Source organism: Thiocapsa roseopersicina (assembly GCF_900106925.1).
GTDB classification, from domain to species: domain Bacteria; phylum Pseudomonadota; class Gammaproteobacteria; order Chromatiales; family Chromatiaceae; genus Thiocapsa; species Thiocapsa roseopersicina.
The window spans coordinates 331728-355312 of sequence record NZ_FNNZ01000002.1; the positions used below are offsets into that span (position 1 = coordinate 331728).

Annotated in this window: 20 protein-coding genes, 2 tRNA genes and 1 pseudogene; 13 read left to right on the top strand and 10 right to left on the bottom strand. The window is 64.5% G+C overall.

Features of this window, described 5'->3' with window-relative positions:
• Window positions 1–118 precede the first annotated feature (118 nt).
• The 6 genes from BLV04_RS04055 (at window position 119) to BLV04_RS04080 (ending at window position 8009) form a co-directional block, all read left to right on the top strand.
• Window positions 119–2035 (top strand): M48 family metallopeptidase, encoded by a 1917-nt coding sequence (locus tag BLV04_RS04055; RefSeq protein WP_093028370.1) that lies wholly within the window; start codon window positions 119–121, stop codon window positions 2033–2035.
• Window positions 2035–3762 carry a single-stranded-DNA-specific exonuclease RecJ gene (gene recJ / locus BLV04_RS04060; RefSeq protein WP_093028372.1) on the top strand — a complete coding sequence of 576 codons (1728 nt, stop codon included), beginning with the start codon at window positions 2035–2037 and terminating at the stop codon, window positions 3760–3762. The genes BLV04_RS04055 and recJ overlap by 1 nt, the downstream gene beginning before the upstream one ends.
• Before the next feature lie 31 nt (window positions 3763–3793).
• Window positions 3794–4321 (top strand): ribosome biogenesis factor YjgA, encoded by a 528-nt coding sequence (yjgA, locus tag BLV04_RS04065; RefSeq protein WP_093028374.1) that lies wholly within the window; start codon window positions 3794–3796, stop codon window positions 4319–4321.
• Window positions 4322–4465: 144 nt separating this feature from the next.
• Window positions 4466–5512, top strand: a complete 1047-nt coding sequence (locus tag BLV04_RS04070; protein WP_093028376.1) for a glycosyltransferase family 2 protein — start codon at window positions 4466–4468, stop codon at window positions 5510–5512.
• The gene (locus tag BLV04_RS04075) at window positions 5509–7146 is read left to right on the top strand and encodes an ArnT family glycosyltransferase (RefSeq protein ID WP_093028461.1); all 1638 of its coding nucleotides are present in this window, start codon (window positions 5509–5511) and stop codon (window positions 7144–7146) included. Before BLV04_RS04070 ends, BLV04_RS04075 begins: the two co-directional genes overlap by 4 nt.
• 2 nt (window positions 7147–7148) lie before the next feature.
• The gene (locus tag BLV04_RS04080; RefSeq protein WP_093028378.1) at window positions 7149–8009 is read left to right on the top strand and encodes a phosphatase PAP2 family protein; all 861 of its coding nucleotides are present in this window, start codon (window positions 7149–7151) and stop codon (window positions 8007–8009) included.
• Between the two features lie 16 nt (window positions 8010–8025).
• Here the strand turns inward: BLV04_RS04080 and BLV04_RS04085 are convergent, their stop codons facing one another.
• The 6 genes from BLV04_RS04085 to BLV04_RS04110 form a co-directional block, all read right to left on the bottom strand.
• Entirely contained in the window at window positions 8026–8532 is a 507-nt protein-coding gene (locus BLV04_RS04085; RefSeq protein WP_093028380.1) for a DUF302 domain-containing protein, read from the bottom strand.
• A gap of 45 nt (window positions 8533–8577) precedes the next feature.
• Window positions 8578–9237: a c-type cytochrome gene (locus BLV04_RS04090; protein ID WP_093028382.1), complete on the bottom strand. Its 660-nt coding sequence runs from the start codon at window positions 9235–9237 to the stop codon at window positions 8578–8580.
• Window positions 9238–9429: 192 nt separating this feature from the next.
• Entirely contained in the window at window positions 9430–10752 is a 1323-nt protein-coding gene (locus tag BLV04_RS04095; RefSeq protein ID WP_093028384.1) for a protoporphyrinogen/coproporphyrinogen oxidase, read from the bottom strand.
• 128 nt (window positions 10753–10880) lie between these two features.
• Window positions 10881–12449, bottom strand: a complete 1569-nt coding sequence (locus BLV04_RS04100) for a cryptochrome/photolyase family protein (protein WP_093028386.1) — start codon at window positions 12447–12449, stop codon at window positions 10881–10883.
• 208 nt (window positions 12450–12657) lie between these two features.
• Complete coding sequence (locus tag BLV04_RS04105) at window positions 12658–14217, bottom strand: ATP-dependent DNA ligase (RefSeq protein ID WP_093028388.1); 1560 nt, start codon at window positions 14215–14217, stop codon at window positions 12658–12660.
• Window positions 14218–14465: 248 nt separating this feature from the next.
• Window positions 14466–15209 carry a ferredoxin--NADP reductase gene (locus tag BLV04_RS04110; RefSeq protein WP_093028390.1) on the bottom strand — a complete coding sequence of 248 codons (744 nt, stop codon included), beginning with the start codon at window positions 15207–15209 and terminating at the stop codon, window positions 14466–14468.
• 324 nt (window positions 15210–15533) lie between these two features.
• Between BLV04_RS04110 and BLV04_RS04115 the strand changes: the two genes are divergently transcribed.
• The 4 genes from BLV04_RS04115 (at window position 15534) to BLV04_RS04130 (ending at window position 19400) form a co-directional block, all read left to right on the top strand.
• Window positions 15534–16043, top strand: coding sequence for a glutathione peroxidase (locus BLV04_RS04115; protein ID WP_245731701.1), 510 nt, complete (start codon window positions 15534–15536; stop codon window positions 16041–16043).
• A 404-nt stretch (window positions 16044–16447) separates the two neighbouring features.
• Complete coding sequence (locus BLV04_RS04120; protein ID WP_093028392.1) at window positions 16448–17788, top strand: heterodisulfide reductase-related iron-sulfur binding cluster; 1341 nt, start codon at window positions 16448–16450, stop codon at window positions 17786–17788.
• Window positions 17789–18002: 214 nt separating this feature from the next.
• Window positions 18003–18584: a DUF3501 family protein gene (locus BLV04_RS04125; RefSeq protein WP_093028394.1), complete on the top strand. Its 582-nt coding sequence runs from the start codon at window positions 18003–18005 to the stop codon at window positions 18582–18584.
• Window positions 18585–19400: an HAD-IIA family hydrolase gene (locus tag BLV04_RS04130; protein ID WP_093028396.1), complete on the top strand. Its 816-nt coding sequence runs from the start codon at window positions 18585–18587 to the stop codon at window positions 19398–19400.
• Between the two features lie 37 nt (window positions 19401–19437).
• On the opposite strand, the gene BLV04_RS04135 is transcribed toward BLV04_RS04130, so the two are convergent.
• The 4 genes from BLV04_RS04135 to htpX form a co-directional block, all read right to left on the bottom strand.
• Entirely contained in the window at window positions 19438–19749 is a 312-nt protein-coding gene (locus BLV04_RS04135) for a hypothetical protein (protein ID WP_093028398.1), read from the bottom strand.
• A 51-nt stretch (window positions 19750–19800) separates the two neighbouring features.
• A complete protein-coding gene (locus BLV04_RS04140; protein ID WP_245731702.1) occupies window positions 19801–20391 on the bottom strand; it encodes a YceI family protein in 591 nt (196 codons plus the stop codon).
• 5 nt (window positions 20392–20396) lie between these two features.
• On the bottom strand, window positions 20397–20987 hold the full coding sequence (locus tag BLV04_RS04145) for a cytochrome b (RefSeq protein ID WP_093028400.1): 591 nt from the start codon (window positions 20985–20987) through the stop codon (window positions 20397–20399).
• 197 nt (window positions 20988–21184) lie between these two features.
• Complete coding sequence (gene htpX / locus BLV04_RS04150; RefSeq protein WP_175534489.1) at window positions 21185–22072, bottom strand: protease HtpX; 888 nt, start codon at window positions 22070–22072, stop codon at window positions 21185–21187.
• A gap of 191 nt (window positions 22073–22263) precedes the next feature.
• Between htpX and BLV04_RS04155 the strand changes: the two genes are divergently transcribed.
• The 3 genes and pseudogenes from BLV04_RS04155 to BLV04_RS04165 form a co-directional block, all read left to right on the top strand.
• Window positions 22264–22339, top strand: a tRNA-Ala gene (locus BLV04_RS04155).
• Window positions 22340–22395: 56 nt separating this feature from the next.
• Window positions 22396–22471 (top strand) — tRNA-Glu (locus tag BLV04_RS04160).
• 206 nt (window positions 22472–22677) lie between these two features.
• A pseudogene (locus BLV04_RS04165) lies at window positions 22678–23490 on the top strand (DEAD/DEAH box helicase family protein); the annotation flags it as partial.
• Window positions 23491–23585 lie beyond the last annotated feature (95 nt).

The window sequence follows — 23585 nt, forward strand, 5'->3', positions numbered from 1 at the left end:
TTTAGAATATTTTTATATTTTTTATATACTTAAACTGCGTCCGCGCCGACGCCGGCAGAGAGCCTCCGAGACCGAACTCGAATGAAAACCCCGCATGAACGTTAAGGACGCAGTTTAATTGGACTTCTTCGCGCATCAGGACCGAGCCCGTCGGCGTACGCATCTCCTCGTGGTGCTCTTCGTGCTCGCCGTCGTCAGCATCGTGGCGGTGGTCGACCTGGTCGCCCTCGCGTTCCTGGGGTTCGGCTCGGATCCGGACGGTCTCGGTGTCTCGCCTGAGTTCTCGTGGACTCTGGCTCGCGAGAGCCTCCCGCTGCTCATCTGGGTCTCCCTGCTGACCGCGGGCGCCATCGGCCTCGCCAGCCTCTTTCGCATCCTCACCCTACGCAACGGCGGCGGGGCGGTCGCGCGCGGGCTCGGCGGTGTGATGGTGAATGCCGACACGACGGATCCGCAGCTGCAGCGGTTGCGCAACGTGGTCGAGGAGATGGCCATCGCATCGGGTGTTCCGGTGCCCCAGATCTATGTATTGGAGCAGGAAGACGGCATCAACGCCTTTGCCGCGGGCTATTCGCCTGCCGATGCGGCGATCGCGGTCACCCGGGGCGCGTTGCGGACGCTGAGCCGCTCGGAGCTGCAGGGCGTCGTGGCACACGAGTTCTCGCATATCCTCAACGGCGATATGCGGCTCAACATCCGGCTGATCGGGATCCTGTTCGGGATCCTGGTGCTCGCCATCATCGGCCGACTCATGCTCTCGGTGCGGCATGGCCAAACCAGCAAGCACACCGCCGCGATCGCCATGATCGGCCTCGCCCTGGTCGCCACCGGCTATATCGGGCTTTTCTTCGGCCGGCTGATCCGGGCGTCGGTGTCGCGTCAACGCGAGTTCCTGGCCGACGCCTCGGCCGTTCAGTTCACCCGCGAGCCAGAGGGGATCGCGGGCGCCCTGAAAAAGATCGGCTCGGCGCCGGCCGGGTCTGCGCTTGCGGCCGACAGCGAGGAGATCGGGCACATGCTCTTCGCAGCCGGGCTGACGCGTCGCCTCTTGGCCACGCATCCGCCGATCGCCGATCGCATTCGGGCGATCGAGCCGGGTTTCGACCCCGCGGAGCTGGAGACGATGCGGGCGATGCAGCCCCCGGAGGCGCCGAGCGAGGCCGGCATCGTCGCGTCGATCGCCGAGTCCCGGCCTGCCATCGAAGGTCGACAGAGCCCGTCGAACCTCGATGCGGATCGTATCGTCGGCGCAATCGGGCGGCCCGATACGGCACGGATCCAGGTGGCGGCTCGACTGAACCGGGCCATCCCGGAGCCGCTCGCGCGCGCCGCCCGCTCCACCGAGTGGGTGATGACGGTCGCCTGCTATCTCCTGATCGACCCGGACCCCGAGATCCGCGAGCGCCAGCTCTTGATGGTCGCCGAGACGCTCGGCAGCGAGAGCGAGCGTCAGGTGAGCACGCTCCTTTCCGCAGTACCGAGCCTCGCTGCAGACCTGCGCATCCCGCTGCTCGAGATCGCCTTCCCGACCCTGCGCCGTCGTCCGCAGACCGAGCTGACGCGCCTGATGGCGCTGCTCGATCGGCTGATCCATGCCGACGGGCGGATCGATGTCTTCGAGTATGTTCTTGCACGTCTGCTCGCGCAGCAGATCCAAGACACCATCACCCCGAGCGATGCGCACAGCGCCGGAACGGCGCGCCTCTCCGGCTGCGAGGACGAGATCCGCGATCTGCTGGTCATCCTGGCGGTTCACGGCAACCCGGATCAGCGCGCCGCGCGGACCGCCTTCGCCGTCGGACTGGCGTCGCTCGGGATGCGTCCGCGCGAATTGGCCCCGATCGCACCGGAGGACTGGCCGGATCGGCTCGACCGTGCGCTCGCCCGGCTCGATCGCCTGCGCATGGACGAGAAGCAGCGCCTGCTGCGTGCACTGATCGCGGCCCTGAAGCAGGCCGGGATCAACCGGACGGAGATCGAGCTGCTGCGTGCTGTCGTCGCGGCGCTGCATGTCCCTATGCCGGTGTTGGACTGATGTCCCGCCCCGTGATTCGACGCGCGACGAGCGCCGCGGTGCTCGCCGCCGCCCGCACGCCGGCCGAGCTGCTCTCCAGACTCTATTCGAATCGCGGTCTGGATGGCGCAGAAGAGCCGTCCCCTGGGCTCTCGGCGCTCCACCCAGCAAGCGCGCTGCGCGGCATCGATGAAGCGGTCGATCTGCTGGTGCACCACATCCGGGGCGGCGGCCATCTGCTGATCGTCTCGGACTACGACGCGGACGGTGCGACCGGCGGCGCCTTGGCGGTCCGGGGTCTGCGCAGCCTGGGCGCAACACAGGTCTCCTATCTGATCCCGAGCCGGTTCGCGTTCGGCTACGGACTGAGTCCAGCGGTGGTCGACGCCGCTGCTCCGCGCCGACCGGATCTGCTGATCACGGTCGACAACGGCATCGCCAGTCTCACCGGGGTTGCGCGAGCGGCGGAGCTGGGCATCCCGGTCCTGGTGACGGATCATCATCTGCCCGGCGAGCGGCTCCCGGACGCCGCAGCCATCGTCAACCCCAATCAGCCGGGCTGCGCCTTTCCGAGCAAGCACCTGGCCGGTGTGGGCGTCGTCTTTTATCTCCTGGTCGCCGCGCGCGCACGTCTGCGCGAGCAAGGCTGGTTCGGTGCAGGGCGAGCCGAGCCCAACCTCGCCGACCTGCTGGACCTGGTCGCCTTGGGCACGGTCGCAGACGTGGTTACCCTGGACCGCAACAACCGGATCCTGGTCGAGCAGGGCCTCAGACGCATCCGCGCCGGGCGATGCAGTCCAGGCGTGCGCGCACTGCTGACGATCGGCGGCCGGGACTCGAGCCGGGCGACGGCCACCGATCTGGCCTTCGTCGCCGCGCCCCGCCTCAACGCCGCCGGGCGGATCGAGGACATGTCGGTCGGAGTGGAATGCCTCCTGACCGACGACCCGCAGGTCGCAGCGGATCTTGCCGCGCGTCTCGACGCGCTGAACCGACGACGCCGCGAGATCGAGGGCGAGATGAAGGACGCCGCCGAATCCTCCCTCGCGGGGCTCTGTCTGGACGGCGCCGTACTGCCGCCCGGACTCTGCCTGTTCGGCGAGGATTGGCATCAAGGCGTCTCGGGGATCGTCGCGGCGCGGATCCGCGAGCGGTATCATCGTCCCGTGATCGCCTTTGCGAACGGCGGCGACGGATTTCTGCGAGGCTCGGCGCGATCGATCGAAGGGGTCCATGTCCGAGACCTGATCGCACTGGTGGATCGGCAGGATCCAGGCCTGATCGAGCGCTTCGGCGGGCATGCGATGGCCGCGGGGTTGAGCATTCGCCCGGAGGCCTTGTCGCGGTTCCGCGAGGCCTTTGCGGAGGCCGTGCGCACGGTGGTCGGCGATCGGCCGCCCCAGCCGGAGATCGCATCCGACGGTGCGCTTCCGCAGCGGCTCATGAACCTGGAGACCGCCGAGACACTGCGCGTGGCCGGCCCTTGGGGCAAGGGCTTCCCGGAACCCCGCTTCGACGGCACCTTCGACGTCTTGAGCGCACGCCTGGTGGGCGAGCGTCACCTAAAGCTCCGTCTCGCCGGACCCGCGGCCGAGGATGGGCCGATCGAGGCCATCGGCTTCAACCTGGGCGAGCAGATCTCGGAGGCCGGCGGCGCCGTGCGTCTCGCCTACCGATTGGATGTCAACGACTACCGAGGCAACCGCTCCGCGCAATTGATCCTCGAACATCTGGAGCCTGCCGCATGAAGACTGTCGAACCGCCTATTTGGATTTCGGGATGAACGATACGATCGACGACGATGAAGACGACTTTCAGGACGAAGAGCGCGGCCCGAGCAAGAGCCAGCTCAAACGCGAGAAGCTGGCCCTGCAGGCCCTGGCCGAGCGCATGGCCGGGATGCCGCGGGCCGAGCTGGAGCGTCTGAACCTGAGCGCTGCGACCTGGGCCGCCTTGGACGAGACACCCCGGATCAAGGATATCCGCGCCCGCGGTCGCCACTGGAAGCGCATCGCCAACCTGTTGGAACGCGAAGACATGGCCGCCGTGCATGCCTTGGTCGACCAGGCGGAGGATCGCGAGCGCGAGGCAGCGGCGCACCTGCATGCGCTTGAGCGCTGGCGCGAACGGCTCATTGCCGACGAAGAGGGTGCGTTGAGCGAATTCATCGATGAGTGCCCGGATGTCGACCGCCAGCAGCTGCGCACGCTGATCCGCGCCGCACAGCGCGATCAGGAGCGCGGCCGCCCCGACGCACCGCGCAAGCTGTTCCGCTTCCTGCGCGACAGCCTGGAGTCCAGAGCGTAAACGATGGGTTTCGCTGCGCTCTACCCCTGCCGGAACCGAGGTGTCGGAGCGTGGACGATGGGTTTCGCTGCGCTCTACCCATCCTACGCGTCACGGGCTTTTTCGGGGCTTGGAATGTGCTGGCTGTGACCATTTGGAGCTCACATGAACACCGCGATTGAACCGGCGCCTGTGGCGGCGAACGCGACCGGACAGCCCACGACGGACTATCCGTCGCTCTCCGTCGTCATCCCCATGTATCAGGAGATCGACAACGTCGAGCCCATGTTGTCGCGGGTCCATGAGGGACTTGCCGGCTACCGGGGCGCCTGGGAGCTAATCTGTGTCGACGACGGCAGCCGCGACGGCACGGGCGAGCGTCTGCGTGAAGTCGGCGAGCGCTATGGCCCACACGTTCGGGTGATCCGACTGAGGCGCAACTTCGGCCAGACCGCGGCCATGCAGGCCGGCTTCGACGCGGCCCGCGGCGAGCTGATCGCGACCCTGGACGGCGATCTGCAGAACGACCCCGCCGACATCCCGCGCATGGTCGAGGAGCTGCTCGCACGCGACCTGGATCTCCTGCAGGGCTGGCGTCGTCAGCGCCAGGATGCGCTGGTCATGCGCAAGCTGCCCTCGAAGATCGCCAACGCACTGATCGGCAAGGTCACGGGTGTGGCGCTGCACGACTACGGCTGCAGCCTCAAGGTCTATCGCGCCGAGGTGATCAAGGAGGTCACCCTGCTCGGGGAGATGCACCGCTTCATCCCGGTCTGGGTCGCCGGCGTCACGGCGCCGGAGCGCATCGGCGAGACTGAGGTCGCCCATCAGGCGCGCCGCTTCGGGACGTCCAAGTACGGGATCTCGCGCACCTTTCGGGTGCTGCTGGACCTCCTTTCGGCCTTTTTCTTCCTGCGGTTCGGATCGCGACCGGGGCACTTCTTCGGCTCCATCGGGATCCTCTTCGGCGTGGTCGGGAGCATCCTGATGGCCGACATGCTCTGGGTGAAATTCGGGCTCGGACAGCACATCGGGACACGCCCGATGCTCTTCGTAGCCATCCTCTTCCTGGTCGTCTCGATCCAGTTTCTGACCACCGGGGTGCTCGCCGAGCTGATGACGCGCACCTTCTACGCCTCGGGCGAGCACACGCACCACCGGATTCGCTGGCAATCGGATCCCGAGCACGCGGATTGGAGGCACTCGGCATGAGCCAAACCATCGCCGATCGCGGCCCGAGCGGGATACTCGGGCGCATCCTGACCTCGCCCTGGCTGCTCGTCGCGGTCGTACTCCTGAGCTTCTACTGGCAGTTGGGCGCGGTGCCGCTCTACGATCTGGACGAAGGCGCCTTCACCGAGGCGACCCGCGAGATGCTCGCGAGCGGCAACTTCATCACGCCCCACAAGGACGGGGAGCCGCGCTACGACAAGCCGGTCCTCATTTACTGGCTGCAGGCGGCCTCGGCGCAGGCGTTCGGGTTCAACGAGCTGGCGCTGCGTCTGCCTTCGGCGCTGGCCGCAACCCTCTGGGTGCTCGCGGTCTGGAGCTTCGTACGGGAACGACTGGATCGCGAGAGCGCGGTTGTCGCCGGGCTGGTGATGGCCTTGAGTCTGCAGGTCTCGGTGATCGCCAAGGGGGCGGTCGCCGATGCGGTGCTCAACCTCTTCATCGCCCTCGCCTTCTTCGAGATCTATCGCTATTACCTGGACCCGAACCCCGCAACCAACCGGCGCTTCGTGCTGCGTGCCTTCCTCTGGATGGGGCTTGGCTTCTTGACCAAGGGGCCGGTCGCGGTCTTCTTCCCGGTGCTGGTCAGCCTGCTCTTCTTCGGGTCGCAACGCGCGCTGGGTCGCTGGGCGCAGGCGGCCTTCGCGCCGAAGGGATGGCTGGTCTTCGTTCTCGTCGCCCTGCCCTGGTATCTCGCGGTTTATCTCGACGACGGGCCGGGATTCTTCCGCAGCTTCTTCCTGGAGCACAACGCCGGGCGCTTCGGCGATGCCATGCACGGCCATGCCGGGTTTCCCGGTTATTACCTGGTGATGCTGCCGATCATCCTGCTGCCCTTCACCGGCTGGTTCCTGCGTCTCTTGCCGGGCCTGCGTGCCGCTTGGTCGGATCCGCTCGAGCGCTTCCTCTGGATCTGGTTCGCCACCGTCTTCGTCTTCTTCTCATTCTCGGGGACCAAGCTGCCGCATTACCTGCTCTACGGGGCCACGCCGCTGTTCATCCTGATGGCCAAACATCGCGATCTGCTGAAAGGTCGCTGGCTTGCCTTCGCGCCGCCGCTGATCTTACTCGGCCTTCTAGCGGTGCTGCCCGGGGTAATAGGTCTGATCGAGTCCCAAGCGGACAGGGCGCATGAGATCGCCATGTTCCAAGAGGCCCGCGGGGTCCTGGGACTCGACTATCTGGGCGCCATGCTCGCCGGTCTGGCCGCGCTGATCGGTCTGCTGCTGTGGTCGCGCCCGCCGCTGTGGCAGCGGCTGATTCTCGCCGGGGTGATCCAAACACTGGTGGTCTACGGCGTCCTGGTCCCGCGCGTCTTCGAGGTGATGCAGGCACCCGTGAAGGAGGCCGGGCTGCTGGCAAAAGAGCTGGACCTCCCGACCGTGGTCTACCGCACCTCCATGCCGAGCTTCAGCGTCTATCGCGATGCCGTCACGCCGAATCGCCCGCCCTTGCCCGGCGAGCTGGTCTTCCTGCGTGTCGACAAGCTCGACGCCTTGGCGACTGATTTCCCCGGCCTGCAGCGCGACCTCGTCTATCGCCGAGGTCCGGTCGCCTTGGTGCGCATGGGCCGAGCGGACGACAAGAGCGCCGTCGGCACTCAACCCGGACGATGACGATGCGCACTGATTTCTACACATTCTGGAAACACGCCCTTCGCGAGCGTTTGGTCACGGGAGCCGACCGAACGCCGTTCAGGTCGCCGAGCGGCGCGGTCTGGTTGTCGCGCTGGGCGTTGGTCTGCCTGATCGTCGGCCTGACCCTTTATCTTGCCGTCGGGTACGACGCCGGTTTCATTCGGATCAACGCCGCCACGGCAGCATACCCCGACTGGCTTTGGCAGTGTTTGACGGTGCTCGGCGACGAGCGTGTCCCCTTCGCCTTGGCGCTGCTCTTCGCGCTGCGCTACCCGAGGGTCTTGTGGGCGCTGGTGCTCGCGGCGCTGATCGCGGCAGCCTACAGCCGAGGGTTCAAGGCGCTGTTCGACACCACGCGTCCGCCGGGCATGCTCGCAGCCGATGCCTTCAATCTCATCGGGCCGAGCCACACCCGCGCGAGCTTTCCGTCGGGTCACAGCGTGACGGCAGCCGTCTTTTTCGGGGTCTTGATCTACTACACACGCTGGACGGCGCTGCGGGCGCTGTTCCTGGCGCTGGCCGTGCTTGCCGGTTTGAGCCGGGTGGCGGTCGGCGTGCACTGGCCGGTCGATGTGGCGGCCGGCGTGTTCGGGGGGGCACTCGCGGCCTGGCTCGGTGCCGTACTTGCAGCCCGGTGGCCGGGGCCGGCAACGAATCTATGGGTTCATGTCGCCGTCGTGAGCTTGGCCGTGATTCCGGCGGCCACGTTGCTTTTCGACGATGCGGGATACCACGCGGCTGCAATGCCCCTGGCCGTGCTCGGCGCTGTCGCGTTGGGGGTCGCGGGGATGCAGTATCTGCTTCGACCTTGGATGGGATATCGTCGAGTCAGGTTGCCCTGACCCGACAAGCGGTGGATCAGAATTCCCCGGTGGCGCCGGCGGTGATGATGTCTAGCATCTGACCGTTGATGCCGAGTGCCAGTGCCTGAAGCTCGGGCGGCAGATCGTAGGCGCTGATCAGCATGTCCAGGTTGAGCATCTGCAACCACATCCGGCCGTCGTTGTCCTCCACGAGCGCGATGCTGCACGGCATGTAGGCCGCAAAGATGGTGTTGAATCTCGCCATCTTGACCGCGTCTTCCGGATTGCAGAACTCGAAGATCTCCAAGCGCATCGAATCGATGCCGCGATTTCCGACCTCCTGCCCGACATTGAGATGCGCGACCAGGCGCATATTGAGCTCGACCGCCTTCGACAGCATGGCCTCGCCCGCGGCATCGGCGGTTACGCCGGGCGCCAGCCCGACCTTGAGCACGGTGTGCTCGACGTCCGACACGCGGATCTCGGGGGAAGCGTCCTCGGCCGCAATCAGCGGCATGGACGCGAGAAGGGTGAGTGCAACGACAAGGCTCAGATGTTTCATTCTTGTATCCTCAAGATATTCTTATGGATGTGTCCGACTCGGCGTTCAGTTCTTGTCGTCGACCGTGGTCACGAAGCCGATGATATCGAGGATGTCCTGATCGCTGTAATCCACGAAGGTCTCGTCGTCCGGATCGTTGGCGTGCATCCGCTTGCCGGCCTTGAACTTCTCGATCTGGCGGAAGAGATAGCCGTCGTACTGGCCGGCGAGCTTGGGGCTTTCCTTACGCTTGTTCCCTTCGGCTTTGCGTCCGTGGCAGGTCTTGCAGTCGCTCTGAAAGATCTCTTCGCCATTCTCGACGTCCGCACCTTCCGGGGTCGGGACATCGAGCGGATGGACAGCATCCAGATCGATGCTCGCGATGTAGGCCGACAGACTCGCCAGATCAGAGTCCGATAGGGTGCGCAGGCCGCCCACCACCGTCATGGCCGCATGCTCGCGCACGCCGTCGCGATAGTCGGTCAGGCTCTTGACCAGATAATAGTCAGGCAAACCGGCGAGACGCGGATATTTTCCGCCCAGAATGCCCTGCGAATACTGGCCGTGGCAAAGCGCACACTGGCGATGCAGGCGTTGACCGAGCTCCAAATCCGGCGCCGCCTCCGCCTCCGTATCGGAGGTGCTGGCGAGGACCGAAGGGGTGACGGCCAAGGTGCCCGAGAAAGCCAGTGAAAAAGCCAGCGCACGCAGAAAGGGAGAGCTCATACTCCAAACTCCAGGTGGATGATTGTTCTCGTGAGCGGCTACGATAGGAGATCAGCCGCATAGGTGCAACCCGTTCAGGATCTTGGGTTTTCTTGCCGACAGAGCCCCTTCTTTCGGTAGGGTCTGAACCCGTCCGGGCGAAGTCCGGCGGCAGAGCTGCGCCCGAACGCGAGCATGAGCACAATCCGCCTCTCAGGGATCAGCCGAGGGTAGGCTCGTGGTGCACGGAGCGGGATCCGGCTGCCCGACCACATCTCCCGCGCGACCGCCGAGCAGACTGCTCGCGATCTCCTCTCCGGCCCGACGCCCCGAGTGCAACGCCCACTGGATCGAGGGCGCCGATCGATACTCGCCGCAGGTCCAGAGCCACGTGGATTGACGCAGCCGCACGGCACCCGGATAGGGGACGGGCGGCGACTGAACCGGCAAGGCACGCGGCAGCCGACAGACCGCCAAGCGCTTCCACGCGAGGACCTGATCGCCGAACCAGCCGATCAGCTCGCGACGCAGATCGGTCTCGAGCGCATCCGGGTTGTGCTCCGCGCCGTGCACGTTGACCGCGACGAGGCTCTCGCCCCGCGGGGCATAGTGCTCCGAGAGATTACTCGGACACAGCAGACTGTTGATCCGCCCTCGCCCTTCGCCGTTGACCACGAGATACGGCCCTTCGATCGGCGGCTCGCTCGCTGCGAAATACACACAGGTGGTTCCGCGCCCCGCTACCGCCGCACTGTGCGATCGACCCAGTAGACGCGCCGTCTCGTTGCCTTCGGTCGCCAGCACGATGGTGCCCGCCCGCAGCCGCTCGCCCGTGTCGAGCAGGACCTGTTGATCCAGGATGCGCTCGACCCGTGCGCCGGTGCGGATGGAGTCGCGCGGCAATTGCTGCGCGAGCTGTGCCGGAAGCTCGCCCATCCCGCGCGCCGGCAGTGCGGTGTCGCCCAGCGCAAAGGCACGAAACACGAACTCGAAGGCGCGCGAAGACACCCCCAGCCCAGGCTCGAAGAAGACACCGCTGAAAAAGGGCTTGAAGAAGCGCTCGATCATGCGTGCGGAGAAACCCAGGTCGCGCAGTAGGGTCATCGCCTCGCGCTCCGGGCGGGAGTAAAGCGCCTTGAGATCGCCGGAGAGACAGCGGCGACGCAGCGCGAGCAGTCTCAGCTTGTCGCCGAGACTTCCGACCGGCGAGACCAGCATCTCGGGCAGACGTGCCGGACGGCGCCAGATGTCGCTGACGCGATGAAGCTGCCCCTGCGTGCGCACCAGCGCACCCGGATAGAAGGGACGCAGATCCAGGCGTGCGTAGTCGAAGAACCGCTGCGCCTCCGGATACCAGGTTTGCAGGACCTGAAAACCGCGATCCAGGAGAAACCCGTCGCGTCGATCGGTGCGCACCCGTCCGCCGGGGGCGTCCGACGCCTCGATCAGCAGGGGCTCGAAACCCCGCTCGCGCAGCGTGACGGCACAAGCCAGTCCGGAGAGACCGGCACCGATAATGATGACGTCTGTGCTCATGGTTAAACCGCGTCCGGAGTGATATGGGTTGTGTTCAGTCTGGCTTAGTCTCAAGGCCATCTGCATCGACGGTAGAGACGCGGTTTAAGTGATAGCTGATCGCTGAAGACTGACAGCTCTTCCCACCCTCAACCGCTCCCTCCCGTCGCCAATTCTGCGCGAAGCGCCTCGGCCCGCCGACGAATCGGGCCGAGGCGCTCGGGATCCATCCGCGCAAGATTCCGCCATTGCAGAGCGGTGCGCGGATGGCTGTCGAACCGACTCCGGTGCCGATCGAGAAAATCCCAGTAGAGCGTCGTGAATGGACAGGCGCTCTCACCGACGGCCTCCTTCGGATCATAGCGGCAGTGCCGACAATAGTTGCTCATCCGATTGATGTACTGACCGGTCGCGACATAGGGCTTGGAGGCCAACAGCCCGCCGTCGGCGAACTGGCTCATCCCGATCACGTTGGGCGCCTCGACCCATTCGACGGCATCGACGAACATCGCCAGGTACCAGGCATGGACCTCGCGCGGCTCCACCCCGAGCAGCAACGCGAAGAGTCCGGTCACCATCAGGCGTTGGATGTGATGGCCGTAACCGTATTCGAGCACCTGTCCGATCGACGCCTCGAGACAAGCGTAGTCGGTCTTGCCGGTCCAGTAAAAATTCGGGAGCGGACGGTGTGCCTCCAGGACATTCGAGTCCAAATAGACCGGTCCTTCGCGCCAATAGATCCCGCGCACGTATTCACGCCAGCCGAGGATCTGGCGGACGAAACCTTCGACCGAGGCGAGCTGCGCTTGGTTCGCCTCGAAGGCCGCGATCGCGGCATCGATCGCGGTGCGCGGATCGAGCAGCTTGAGATTCAGCGCAGCCGAGATCCGCGCGTGATAGAGATAGGGCTCGCCGGTCCACATGGCGTCTTGCCAAGGGCCGAAAGCGGCAAGCCGGTTGCGGATGAAGTCATCGAGCGCCTCGCGGGCTTGGGCGGCAGTCACAGGCCAGTCGAAGCGCTCCAAGGTGCCCGGTGCATTCGGGAAACGCTGCTGGATCAGTGCGATCAGGTCCCGCGTGATGGCGTCGGGAGGAAACCCGATCGGTTCAGGCACCATGCCCGGACCCTGCCGACCGAACGCCTTGCGGTTCTCTTGATCCAGATTCCACTGGCCTCCGAGGGGCTGAGCGGCATCCGCCGGACCTTCCATCAATATGCCTTCTCGCTTGCGCAGATGACGATAGAAGTGCTCCAAGCGAAGCCCTTTACGACCGGCCGCCCAACGATCGAAGTCCGCTCGCGAGCAGATGAAGTGCACATCCGGGCGGATCTCGAGCGGCACGGCGGCGGTCTCGGCGACGCACTGCAAGGCTGCGAGAACGCGATGCTCTCCCGGCTCGGTCAGGATCAAACGCTCCGGGCGCAGGATCCGGATCGCCGCGGCGAGACCGGCAGCGAGCGACGGATCCGCCTCGACATCGAGCGCCCGATAATGGACGCGGATCCCCTCGGCCTCCAAGGCGTCGCGAAAGTGCCGCATCGCGGAGAGAAACAGCAGGATCCGCGCCTTGTGCGACGGCACATGGGTCGACTCCTCGACCGCCTCGCACATCCAGACCCGATCGCGTGCCGGATCCAGGTCGCGCAAGGCCGCGGCTTCGGCGTCGAGCTGATCCCCGAGAACGAGCACCAGATGTCGGCAGATTGGATCAGTCATGGTTACCGGAGTCAGCGGTTGGATTTAGTGCAGCACGGCAGTTGTGTCGATACCGTTCGTTGTCGTTGTCGACGATCGATACGACCGCGACAACGAAAATGATCTCGGACGCTCTACACTGCACCAACAGCGATGTCCCGGAATAAGCGGCGCGACGGCACATGGCTGCTATCGGGCGACTAAAGTCGCCCTTACAGGTCGTATCGCCTCAAGCCGAATAGGCGATCTGCCGCCCGAAGAGCGCTTGGACCGTCGCGATGTCGTCGGCCTGATCCGCGGTCTTGTCCGGACGATGGCGCTTGACGCGCGCGAAGCGCAAGGCAAGCCCGCCCGGATATTGCGGGCTCTCCTGAAGCTCGTTGAAGGCGATCTCGACGACGAGCTCGGGCCTCACATGCACCACCTGACCCTCCTGCGCCACGGCGAGCGCGCTTAGGCGCTCGGTCTGCCAGGTGAGCATCGCGTCGGTCAGACCCTTGAAGGTCTTGCCCAGCATCACGAAGCCACCCGCGGGGTCGCGTGCCCCCAGATGCAGATTGCTCAGCCAACGGCTGCGCCGCCCGCTGCCCCATTCCGCGGCCAAAACCACCAGGTCGAGCGTCTGCGTCGGCTTGATCTTGAGCCACTGCCGACCGCGCGCACCGGCCGCATAGGGCGCCGCCGGATCCTTGGCCATGATCCCTTCGTGACCGGCTGCGAGTGCCCGATCCAGAAAGGCGCGGGCCTCGGCCGAATCGCTCGGTTGCAGCCGCGGGATGAGTGCGCGATCCGGAACCGCCTCGGCGAGTGCGCCGAAACGCTCCCGCGCGGGCGCATCGATCAGAAGTGTCCCGTCGCATTGGATGCAATCGAAGAAGAAGGCACTCAGGGGCAGCTCGGCGCGCAGGCTCGCGACATCGAGCCGCCGACCGAAACGGCGCATGCTGGTCTGAAAGGGATGTGGTCGCCCATCCGGACGCAGCGCCAGCACCTCGCCGTCGAGCACCAGGTCGGCGACCGGAAGCGGTGCGATCAGCTCGGGGATCTCGGGTACCGCCGCGGTTACCTCATGGCCCTGCCGGCTGTAGACACGCACCTCCTCGCCTCGCTTGTGGACCTGAACACGGGCGCCGTCGAGCTTGAATTCAAGGTCGGGCGCCGCGAGCCGAGCGAGCGCGTCGTCGAGATCCGCCGCCGGTTGGGCGAGCATCGGCAGGATCGGGCGAAACAGCTCGAGACCGATCGCGCGCAGCCCCGCGGCACCGGAGTCGAAGGCCGTGCGCGTCACCCGCGCCGGATCGCCGCTCAGCATGAGGGCGCGCCGAACCAGTCCGGGATCCAGCCCTGCCGCCTGCGCGACCGCCTCCATTACCAAGCCCTCGACGGCCCCTTGACGAAGCTCGCCGAGCATCAGACGGGCAAGAAAAGACTGCTCCTCATGGGTCGCCTGCTCAAAGAGCGTTCGGAGCAGTTCCCGACGCTGTGCCTGTGCGCCGGTACCCTTGACCACGAGCAGGGCGTCGAATGTCCGGTCGAGGTCGCCGAGGGTCAGCCGCCCGCGATCGACCGGCGCCAGACCGCGGAGTGCGTCCACCTGCGCCGGACCCACCCCGACGCGACCTTGCGGGATCTCGCCGGCGAGATAGCTCGCAGCAAGCGCGGTCTCCTCCCGATCCAGCCGACCGAGCAGGTCCGCAATCAGACCAATCTTGTCGCGCCGCGACGAGCGGACCGCCACCTCCGCCGAGAGTCGGACGAGCGTGTCGAGCGTGGTTGCAGAGGTATCCATCGGCGTCCGGCTCGTCGAAGCCATCGGTTACGATCTCCCAATTCCGGATCGCCCAAGGCTAAACCGCGTCCAGAGCAAGCTGCTCATTTTCGAGTGAGCTCGGCGTTTAGTACATCCACAACCCTTAGCGGAGACGCGGTTTAAAATGATATATTTTTTAATATCTTAAACTGCGCCAACTCAAACGCTCGACAAGTCTGCCGGGGCCGATCCCATCCAAAAACATCGCATTCCGCACCGGGCGCAGTTTAATGGTACTGCTCCGTCGTGTACTGACCGGGCGCGTGGCGTTTGTGACGCGCCAGCCCTCGCTCCTCGAGGATGCCCTTCACGTCTTTGATCATGGCCGAGTTCCCGCAGAGCATCACGTGAGCGGTGTGACGGTCGATGGCCGCGCCGACGTGGGATTCCAAGCTGCCGCCCGTGAGCAGGTCGGTGATCCGGCCGGACAATGTACCCGGAACCGACTCACGACTGACCGCAGAAACGAACTTGAACCGCTCTCCACGGCGCTCGGCGATCGCCGCAAGGGTCTCGCCGTAGGTCAGATCGGTGGCCTGTCGTACCCCGTGCACCAGGACGACGCGCTGAAACAGATCCCAAGGCTCCGGCGAACGCAGAATCGAGAGATAGACACCCAGCGCGGTGCCGGTTGCGAGCAGCCAGAGCGTCTCCGCGGGCTCGACCGTGTCGAGCGTAAAGATCCCGCCCGGTTTCTCCGAGAGCCAGACCTCGTCGCCGGGATTCAGATCGGACAGACGCGGCGTCAGAGGACCTTCCGGTACCTCGTTGAAGTAGATCTCGACAGGACGTTCCTGCGGCGGATTGACCAGCGAATAGGGTCGACCCACGCGATCGCCCTCGATATCCAAGGCGACCTTGATGTACTGCCCCGCCTTGAAGTCGGCGACCGGACCTTCGAACTGCATGCTGTAGAGTCCGTCCGTCCAGGCATGCTTGCCCGTCACCTTCGCTTTCACCCAGTCGCTCATAGCCGATCCTGCTCCTCGTTGTTCCCAAAAAACCAGACGTCCCGATTTCATACGGTCGATGTCGCCGATGGCGCCAAAGACGCCGCCAAAGACATCCTTCGGTAAGTTTTGCAGGTTGGTCCCCGCCCCTCGTTTTCAAATCATCCCCATCACCTCTCCCGTCCTTGGCGGGGAGGCGACCCGTCGCCTCCCCGCCAAGGACGGGATTGTATTCGGCATTTTGTGCATTACCTCGCGAAGGACGTGAATGATGAAGCTTGGCCGAGCCCGGAGAGATTTTCCCCGATGATGAAGACCACACTATTTGCATTAGGAATCGCCGTCATGAGCACCACAGCAAGCGCCGCCACCCCACCCTGCTCGCCCTTGCTCGATGTCGAGGTGCGTCGACTCGCGGGACAAGAGGTCGTCAACCTCTGCGAAGCCTATCGGGGCAAGGTGGTTCTGATCGTCAACACCGCCAGCAAGTGCGGCTTCACCTCGCAGTACGAGGGACTCGAAGCCCTCTATAGCAAATACAAGGACCAAGGGCTCGTCGTGCTGGGTTTCCCGTCCAACGACTTCGCGAACCAGGAGCCGGGGAACGAGGAGGAGATCGAGAAGTTCTGTCGCCTGACCTACTCGGTCGAGTTTCCGATGTTCGAGAAGGTCAGCGTCAAGAAAGGCGCGGCATCCCCGCTCTTCGAGCGCCTGGCCGTGGCCGGCGCTCCCTACCCGAAGTGGAACTTCTACAAGTACCTGATCGATCGCGACGGCAACCTGGTGGACCATTATGTCAGCTTCACCAAGCCGGACGATCGCAAGATCGTTAAGGCGATCGAGAAGCTGCTGTAACCGACCCGGAGTGTGCGCCGGCGGCCGCTTTTATCAGGGACGTGGCTCGGTTCACGGGCGAGCTCACGCCGCAAATCGGGCGCCCCCGAGCTCCCGGCCGGCCCCCAAACGGTTCGTCTCGACGATGATTCCGATTCGCCCTATCGATTGGTACGCCGACACCTGCCCGTCTACAGTTATACCGAGTACAGGTGGGTTCTTAGAAGAGCAGGGTGCATCCCGCATGTGCTCGGTATGGAGGATTTCGGAGAGCGACGAGGGCCGCTGCTGTCGGCCGGATCGGTTTATCGAGATCCCCGGGGCCGTCTCGCGCACGAGAAGCGATCGACTCGACGCCCGAGGGGGACGAGGTGGCCTCGACGCGCTCGGACGACGGATACTACCGATTCAGGGGAGGTCAACGCATGGCGACATCAATGAAGCGGGAGGGAAGTCTCGAAGCCCCGACCCGTCACCCGCTCGACTGGCAAAGTGCTGATTTCTACGACCAGGCTTCGCTCGACAAGGAGCTTGAGCGCGTCTTCGACATCTGTCACGGCTGCCGCCGCTGCGTCAGTCTCTGCCAATCCTTCCCGACGCTCTTCGATCTGGTGGACGAGTCCGAATCGATGGAGGTCGACGGCGTCGCCAAGGACGACTACTGGAAGGTGGTCGACCACTGTTATCTCTGCGATCTGTGCTACATGACCAAGTGTCCCTACGTGCCGCCGCACGAGTGGAACCTGGACTTCCCGCACCTGATGCTCCGCGCCAAGGCCGTGAAATATCGCCAAGGCAACGTGAAGATGCGCGATCGCATCCTCACCAGCACGGACACCGTCGGCTCGCTCGCCGGAATCCCGGTCGTCAACGGACTGGTCAACGCGGTCAACGCCAATTCGGTCGGACGACAAGCGCTCGAGGCCGTGCTCGGCGTCCACAAGGACGCGCGTGTTCCGCCCTACGTGAGCGACACACTGCGCAAGAGCGAGAAGGCCCGCATCGGCCGCTCCGCCGTCGGCGAGCCGGCCGGCCCGACCACCGGCAAGGTCGCACTCTTCACCACCTGCTACGGCAACTACAACGAGCCCGGTGTGAACGCGGACCTGATCGCCGTCTTCGAGCACTCGGGTATCCCCGTCACGCTCCCCGAGAAGGAGCAATGCTGTGGCATGCCGAAGCTCGAGCTGGGTGACCTGGCGGCCGTCAAGGCGGCGAAGGACGCCAACATCCCGGTGCTCAAACGCTTGGTCGATGACGGCTGGGACATCGTCGCCATGATCCCGTCCTGCGTGCTCATGTTCAAACAGGAGCTGCCCCTGATGTTCCCGGAGGACGCGGACGTGCAGGCCGTCAAGGCGCACATCTTCGACCCCTTCGAATACCTGATGCTCCGCCACAAACACGGCAAGCTCAACACGGATTTCAAGAAACCGCTCGGCAGCGTCGTCTATCAGGCGTCCTGTCATCAGCGGGTCCAAAACATCGGGCAGAAGACCCGCGAGGTCCTGGCACTGGTGCCGGACACGACAGTGGAGATCATCGAGCGCTGCTCGGGCCACGACGGCACCTACGCGGTGAAGAAGGAGTTTTACGCCTCCGCGATGAAGATCGTGCGCCCGGTTGCGGGCCGCGTGGAGAAGGCGGCACCGGATCACTTCGGCAGCGACTGCCCGATGGCCGGCGCCCATATCGCGCATGCCCTGGGTAGGGACGGCGAGCAGCGGCATCCGCTGAGTTTGTTGCGGATGGCCTACGGGCTCTGAACCGCGCTGAACCGCGTCCGGTGGGACATGACAGGCTTGCGCATTGGGGCCAGATCACGGGATCAGGCAGACCTTGGCGCTGACGCGGTTCAGGATGGGAAGGGCATCGGATAGCGGGTGCTCGCGTTCTTCGGGGCCTTGTGGCTCGAGCGTTCGGATTCGGGTTCGCCGCGAGAGCGGCGGCATCGACATCTCAATCGGTTTGGAGACGACTATGCATCTGACACGAGACGACCTTTACAGCCTCGAGAAGTACGCGGAGGTTCGGGGTGATTTCCGGGCCCGCGTGATGGCCCACAAGAAGCATCGGCAGGTAGCGATCGGCGCCCATGCCACGCTCTATTTCGAGGATCGCCTGACCATGCAGTATCAGATTCAAGAGATGCTGCGTGCCGAGCGCATTTTCGAGTCGGCAGGGATTCAGGACGAGCTCGACGCCTATAACCCGATGGTCCCGGACGGGAGCAATTGGAAGGCGACCTTCATGATCGAATACGAGGACATCGACGAACGGCGCGATGCCCTGACGCGGCTACGCGGTATCGAGGATCGGGTGTGGGTCCAGGTCGCCGATTTCGATCGGGTCTATGCCATCGCCGACGAGGACATGGAACGCGAGGACGCGACCAAGACATCGGCCGTGCATTTCCTGCGTTTCGAGCTGACGCCACCCATGGCCGCGGCGATGAAACAGGGCGCGAAGCTCGCGCTCGGGTCCGATCACCCGGAGTACCGCCATCAGGTCGAGGCGACCCCCGAGGTCCGTGACTCGCTCGCCCGCGACCTCGCCGGCTGAATGAAACGCCCGCAACCCCGCGCCTTGCTGCTCGACATGGACGGTCTCCTCTTCCACGGAGACCGGCCTTTGCCGGGCGCGCGGCGACTGCTCGATCGCCTGAAAACGACACCGCACGCCTTCATCACCAACAACCCGATCCGAACGCCCGAGCAGGTCGCAGACGCCTTCGCCGCGATGGGGCTACCGCGACCGGATCCCGAACGGATCATCACCTCGGCCTTGGCCACGGCGCGCTGGTTGGCCCATGTGCGGCCCGGATTCCGTTACTTCGCCGTCGGTGCAGGCGGATTGGATGCAGCTCTGCGCTCGGTCGGAACGCCGGATGCCGAGCAGGCCGACATGGTCGTCGTCGGCGAGGGACCCGGGCTTGATTTCGAGCAGCTCACAACCGGCATCAACCTCATCCTCGGCCGGGGTGCCCGTCTGGTCGCCACGAATCCGGACACCGCGGTCGACGGGATCCGCGACGGCCGTCATCTGGTGCTGCCCGGCGGCGGCGCCTTGGTCGCACCCTTTGCGGCCGCAACCGGGGTGACGCCGACCTTCGTGGGTAAGCCCGAGCCGCTGCTCTACGAGATGTCGCTTGAGATTCTCGACTGCACGCCGGGCGAATGCATGATGGTCGGCGATCGTCCGGATACAGACATCGCGGGAGCGGAGCGGCTCGGCATGTGGACCGCGCTCGTACGCACCGGCCGATTCGCTCCGAGTCGCCCCTGGATCGAAGGCATGCCCCCGCCGGATTACGACTTGACCAACCTCGATGACTTGGTAGAGGCGTTGGACCGGGATTTCCCCCGCTTGCTCGTCTGATCCGGTCCCCGGACCGCATGCGACCGAATGAAGCCGCCTAGGGCGCCGTCAACAAGGCATCGTCGATGATGTCGGCGTGTCGCTGCTGCGCTCCCGTCAGGGTATTGCGAATCGTCACGTCTCCTTTGTTCATACCCCGGGTACAGACGTGTGCCCTGACACTCGACTCCGCCGCCAGTGTCGCCGAGATCACGACCTGTCGGCAGATGTTGTCGACGACCTCCACCATGCGCTCGTCGAAGCCGGGGTTGACGATACGGATTGTAATCGGCTGACCCAATCCACCCGCATGCGGCATCGGGGCAATCGTAAGGAGAAGCAGGCCGAGCAAGGCGACGCGAAGGTGCATGGTTCGGTCTCGTCGGTGGTTTGGGGGTGACAAGATCATAGCGCCTGCACCCTACTGCCGAACCCCTTCGATGGAAAGAATCATTTCCACCTCTCGGGCGGCGGGCCCCAGGTTGTAGTCGATCCCGAAGTCCTTGAGCGCGAAGCTGGTAGACCCCTGGTACCCGCGGCGATATCCGCCCCAGGGATCCGGCCCGTTGCCGATGCGCTGCACCTCGATTGTGATCGGTTTGGTAATGCCTTTCAGCGTCAACTCGCCTTCGAGCACCGAGGTGTTGAAGCCGGTCTCCTTGTAGGCCGTGGACTTGAAGGACGCCTGCGGATACCTGTCGACCTCGAGAAAATCCTTTCCACGCAGATGCTTGTCGCGTTCGGCGTGATTCGAGTCCAGGCTTGCGGTGTCGATGGTCACCTCGACCTTCGAATTGCTCGTATCCTCGGTGTCATAGGTGAATGTGCCCGAAAAGTCATTGAAACGCCCGTACAGCCAGCTGTACGCGAGATGCTTGACGCGAAACTGCACGAAGGCATGTCCGCCCTCGGTGTCGATCACATAGCGCTCGACCGCCGCCGTCGCGAGGGCCGGGATTGCAGCGGCAACGGCGAGACACCAGATTGCGATCGGCAACATTTTGATCTTCATTGCTTTCATGCTCCTCTCCTCGAATCGGCACTGGACCGCGACGGACGCGGGGTGCGGCGCCCGAGCATCCGCAACAGCGTGCGGTCGCGATCGATGAAATGATGCTTCAATGCGGCAAGCGAGTGAATTACGGTCAGAACAATCAGTGCGATCGCCAAAGCCAGATGGACGTCCCCTGCAATGTCGGCCTGACCGGGCAGCCCCGCGATGGTGGCCGGAACCTTGAAGAGGCCGAAGACATCGATCGCACGCCCGTCCGCGGTCGAGATCAGATATCCAGCGGTCATCACGGCAAACAGCAGGACGTAAAAGAGCACATGCGTGACGGCCGCGGCAACACGCTCCAAGCGCGTGTGTGTCGGCTCCGGGACCGGTCGCGGGTTTACCAGCCGCCAAGCGAGTCGAGCCAGCACGACGAAAAAGAGGAGGAACCCGACGCCCTTGTGGATGTCCGTCGACCGTCGATACCAGACGTCGTAGTAAGTCAGCTCGACCATCCACAGACCCAGCACGAAGAGGCCGACGACAACCACTGCCACCAGCCAGTGCAGCACCACGGCAACTAGCCCGTAGCCGTCATCTGTGTTTCGCCACATGGCCCCACCTGTCTCGGAGACAACCCGCTTCGCCCGGCCTATCTGCAAGGAGATGGCGATCGGATCGCGTCATGCCAAGCAACGAGGCAGAAATACGCCGGCTCCGGTACAAAAAAAGCGCCTGGCTCTGGCCAGGCGCTCGATCGCGCGGCAGGGGTCGGCTACCCTGTCGATACGGGGAGCCGACGCCCCGCGATTCAGTCGCGCGCCTGCTCAAGGGCCGCGATCCGCTTCTCCAACGGCGGATGGCTGGAGAACAGCGCCTTCAGGCCCTGCCCGATATTCCCCGAGATGCCGAAGGCCGCGAACTCCCCGGCTGGAAGATCCTGCGGCTGATGGACACGCTGCAAGGCACGCAGTGCATTTGCCATCTGGGTGCGGCTGCTCAGACGCGCCCCGCCCTCGTCGGCCCGGAACTCGCGGTAGCGCGAGAACCACATCACGATCATGCTGGCCAGGAAGGAGAGCAGGATCTCGGCGATCATCGAGACGACGAAGTAGGCGATGCCGTGGCCTTCTTCGTTCTTGAAGACCACGCGGTCGACCGTGTGACCGATGATGCGCGCCAGGAAGACAACGAAAGTGTTGACCACGCCCTGGATGAGCGCCAGCGTCACCATATCGCCGTTCGCGACGTGACTGATTTCGTGACCCACGACCGCCTCGACTTCGTCCTTGGTCATGTGCTGCAAGAGCCCGGTACTGACCGCCACCAAGGCATCGTTGCGATTCCAGCCGGTCGCAAAGGCGTTGGGCTCGGGCGAGTCGAAGATGCCGACCTCGGGCATCTTGATGCCGGCCGCCTGGGACTGACGCGCGACTGTCTCCATCAACCAGCGTTCGAACGGGGTCGACGGCTGCTCGATGATCTGTACGCCCATCCCGCGCTTGGCCATCATCTTCGACAGGAACAGCGAGATCAGCGATCCGCTGAAGCCGATGATGGCAGACATGATCAGGAGCGCGTTCATGTCGAGTCCGCCGCTCTCGAGCAGCAGGCCGTCGATTCCCAGCAACCGGAAGACGACGCTGATGACGACGAGAATCGCCGCGTTGGTCGCGAGAAACAATAAGATCCGCATCATAGATTTAGGCTCCTTGAGGGTAGGTTCGAAAGCGCGCTTACCATGCACCGGCGGCGCGCCCCGCACAAGCCCGCGAGCGGGCTCGCGACGAGTTGCACAGCATATTGGGTCGCGCCGCCCGCAACAAAGCATGAAAACCGGTCTGGACAAACGAAAAGTCCGCCGGTAATATTCCGCGTCTCGACGACATCGGGGCCATAGCTCAGCTGGGAGAGCGCAACACTGGCAGTGTTGAGGTCGGCGGTTCGATCCCGCCTGGCTCCACCAATTAATCAAAGAGATCCGGCACCATGATAACGGTCGGATCTTTGAAAACGGTCACCGTCCCCATCGTCTAGTGGCCTAGGACACCGCCCTTTCACGGCGGTAACCGGGGTTCGAACCCCCGTGGGGACGCCAATCAAAACAAAGGCATGCGGAAACGCATGCCTTTTTTGTTGGGCGCTCGGCAACGTTTCCGAATCATTTCCGAACTTCGCGACGCCCGCTTCGAAGGCAACGGAATCGACGTCGACGAGACGCCGAATACACGAAAAGCTTCCGGTTTGTCGTATCGGTCCGGATGCTCTAGCCTTGCAGGCTTCCCGCCAGCCAGGACGAGCACCGTGGGCAACCCCTTCTTCGATCGGCCGATCCTCAACTCGCCCTACGACTATCCAACATGCCATTGGGAGCTTGACGACACGGGGCAGCCAACCCAAAAGATCATCGAGACCCGGCGCAACGCCCAGTTCGTCACGCCCATCCCCAAGCCGAAGAAGCAGAAGGGTGCGCCCAAGCAGAGCGAGATCCCGTTCGACGACGGCAAGGGCCTGAGCACGGAGGACCAGCGTTACGCCCATACCGCCATCATCAACGGCGTGCGCCAAGAGGTCGACCGTTGGCGGCTGGATCCCGACCCCAACCACTGGCGCGTCACCCCCGAGACCGCACGCCTCCTGCAGCACTGGCGCCATCATCCCTTCAGCAGTCTTCGCCCCTTCTTCTGCCAGATCGAGGCCGTCGAAACGGCCATCTGGCTGACCGAGGTCGCGCCCCACATCGGCAAGGCGGGCAAGCGCTTCCGGACCCACTTGGCGGACGCCAACCACGACGCCAACCCCGAGCTAATGCGTCTGGCCCTCAAGCTCGCGACCGGCGCCGGCAAGACCACGGTCATGGCCATGTTGATTGCGTGGCAGACCATCAATGCCGTCCGCTATGAGAGCAGCAAGCGCTTCAGCCGCGGCTTTCTCATCGTCGCGCCAGGTCTGACCATCAAGGACCGCCTGCGCGTCCTACAGCCCAACGACCCGGACAGCTACTACTCGCGTCGGGAGTTGGTACCCCCCGATTTGATGGGCGAGGTGCGCCAGGCCAAGATCGTCATCACCAACTACCACGCCTTCAAGCGGCGCGAGCGTGTCGAGCTGTCCAAGTGAGTGCGGTCAGCGATTTTGATGGTTTCGCGATCAAGTTGCGTGATAGGGGTCGGCGAAGCGCTCCCCCGGTCTCGCGCGGCCGGGGTGTGGGC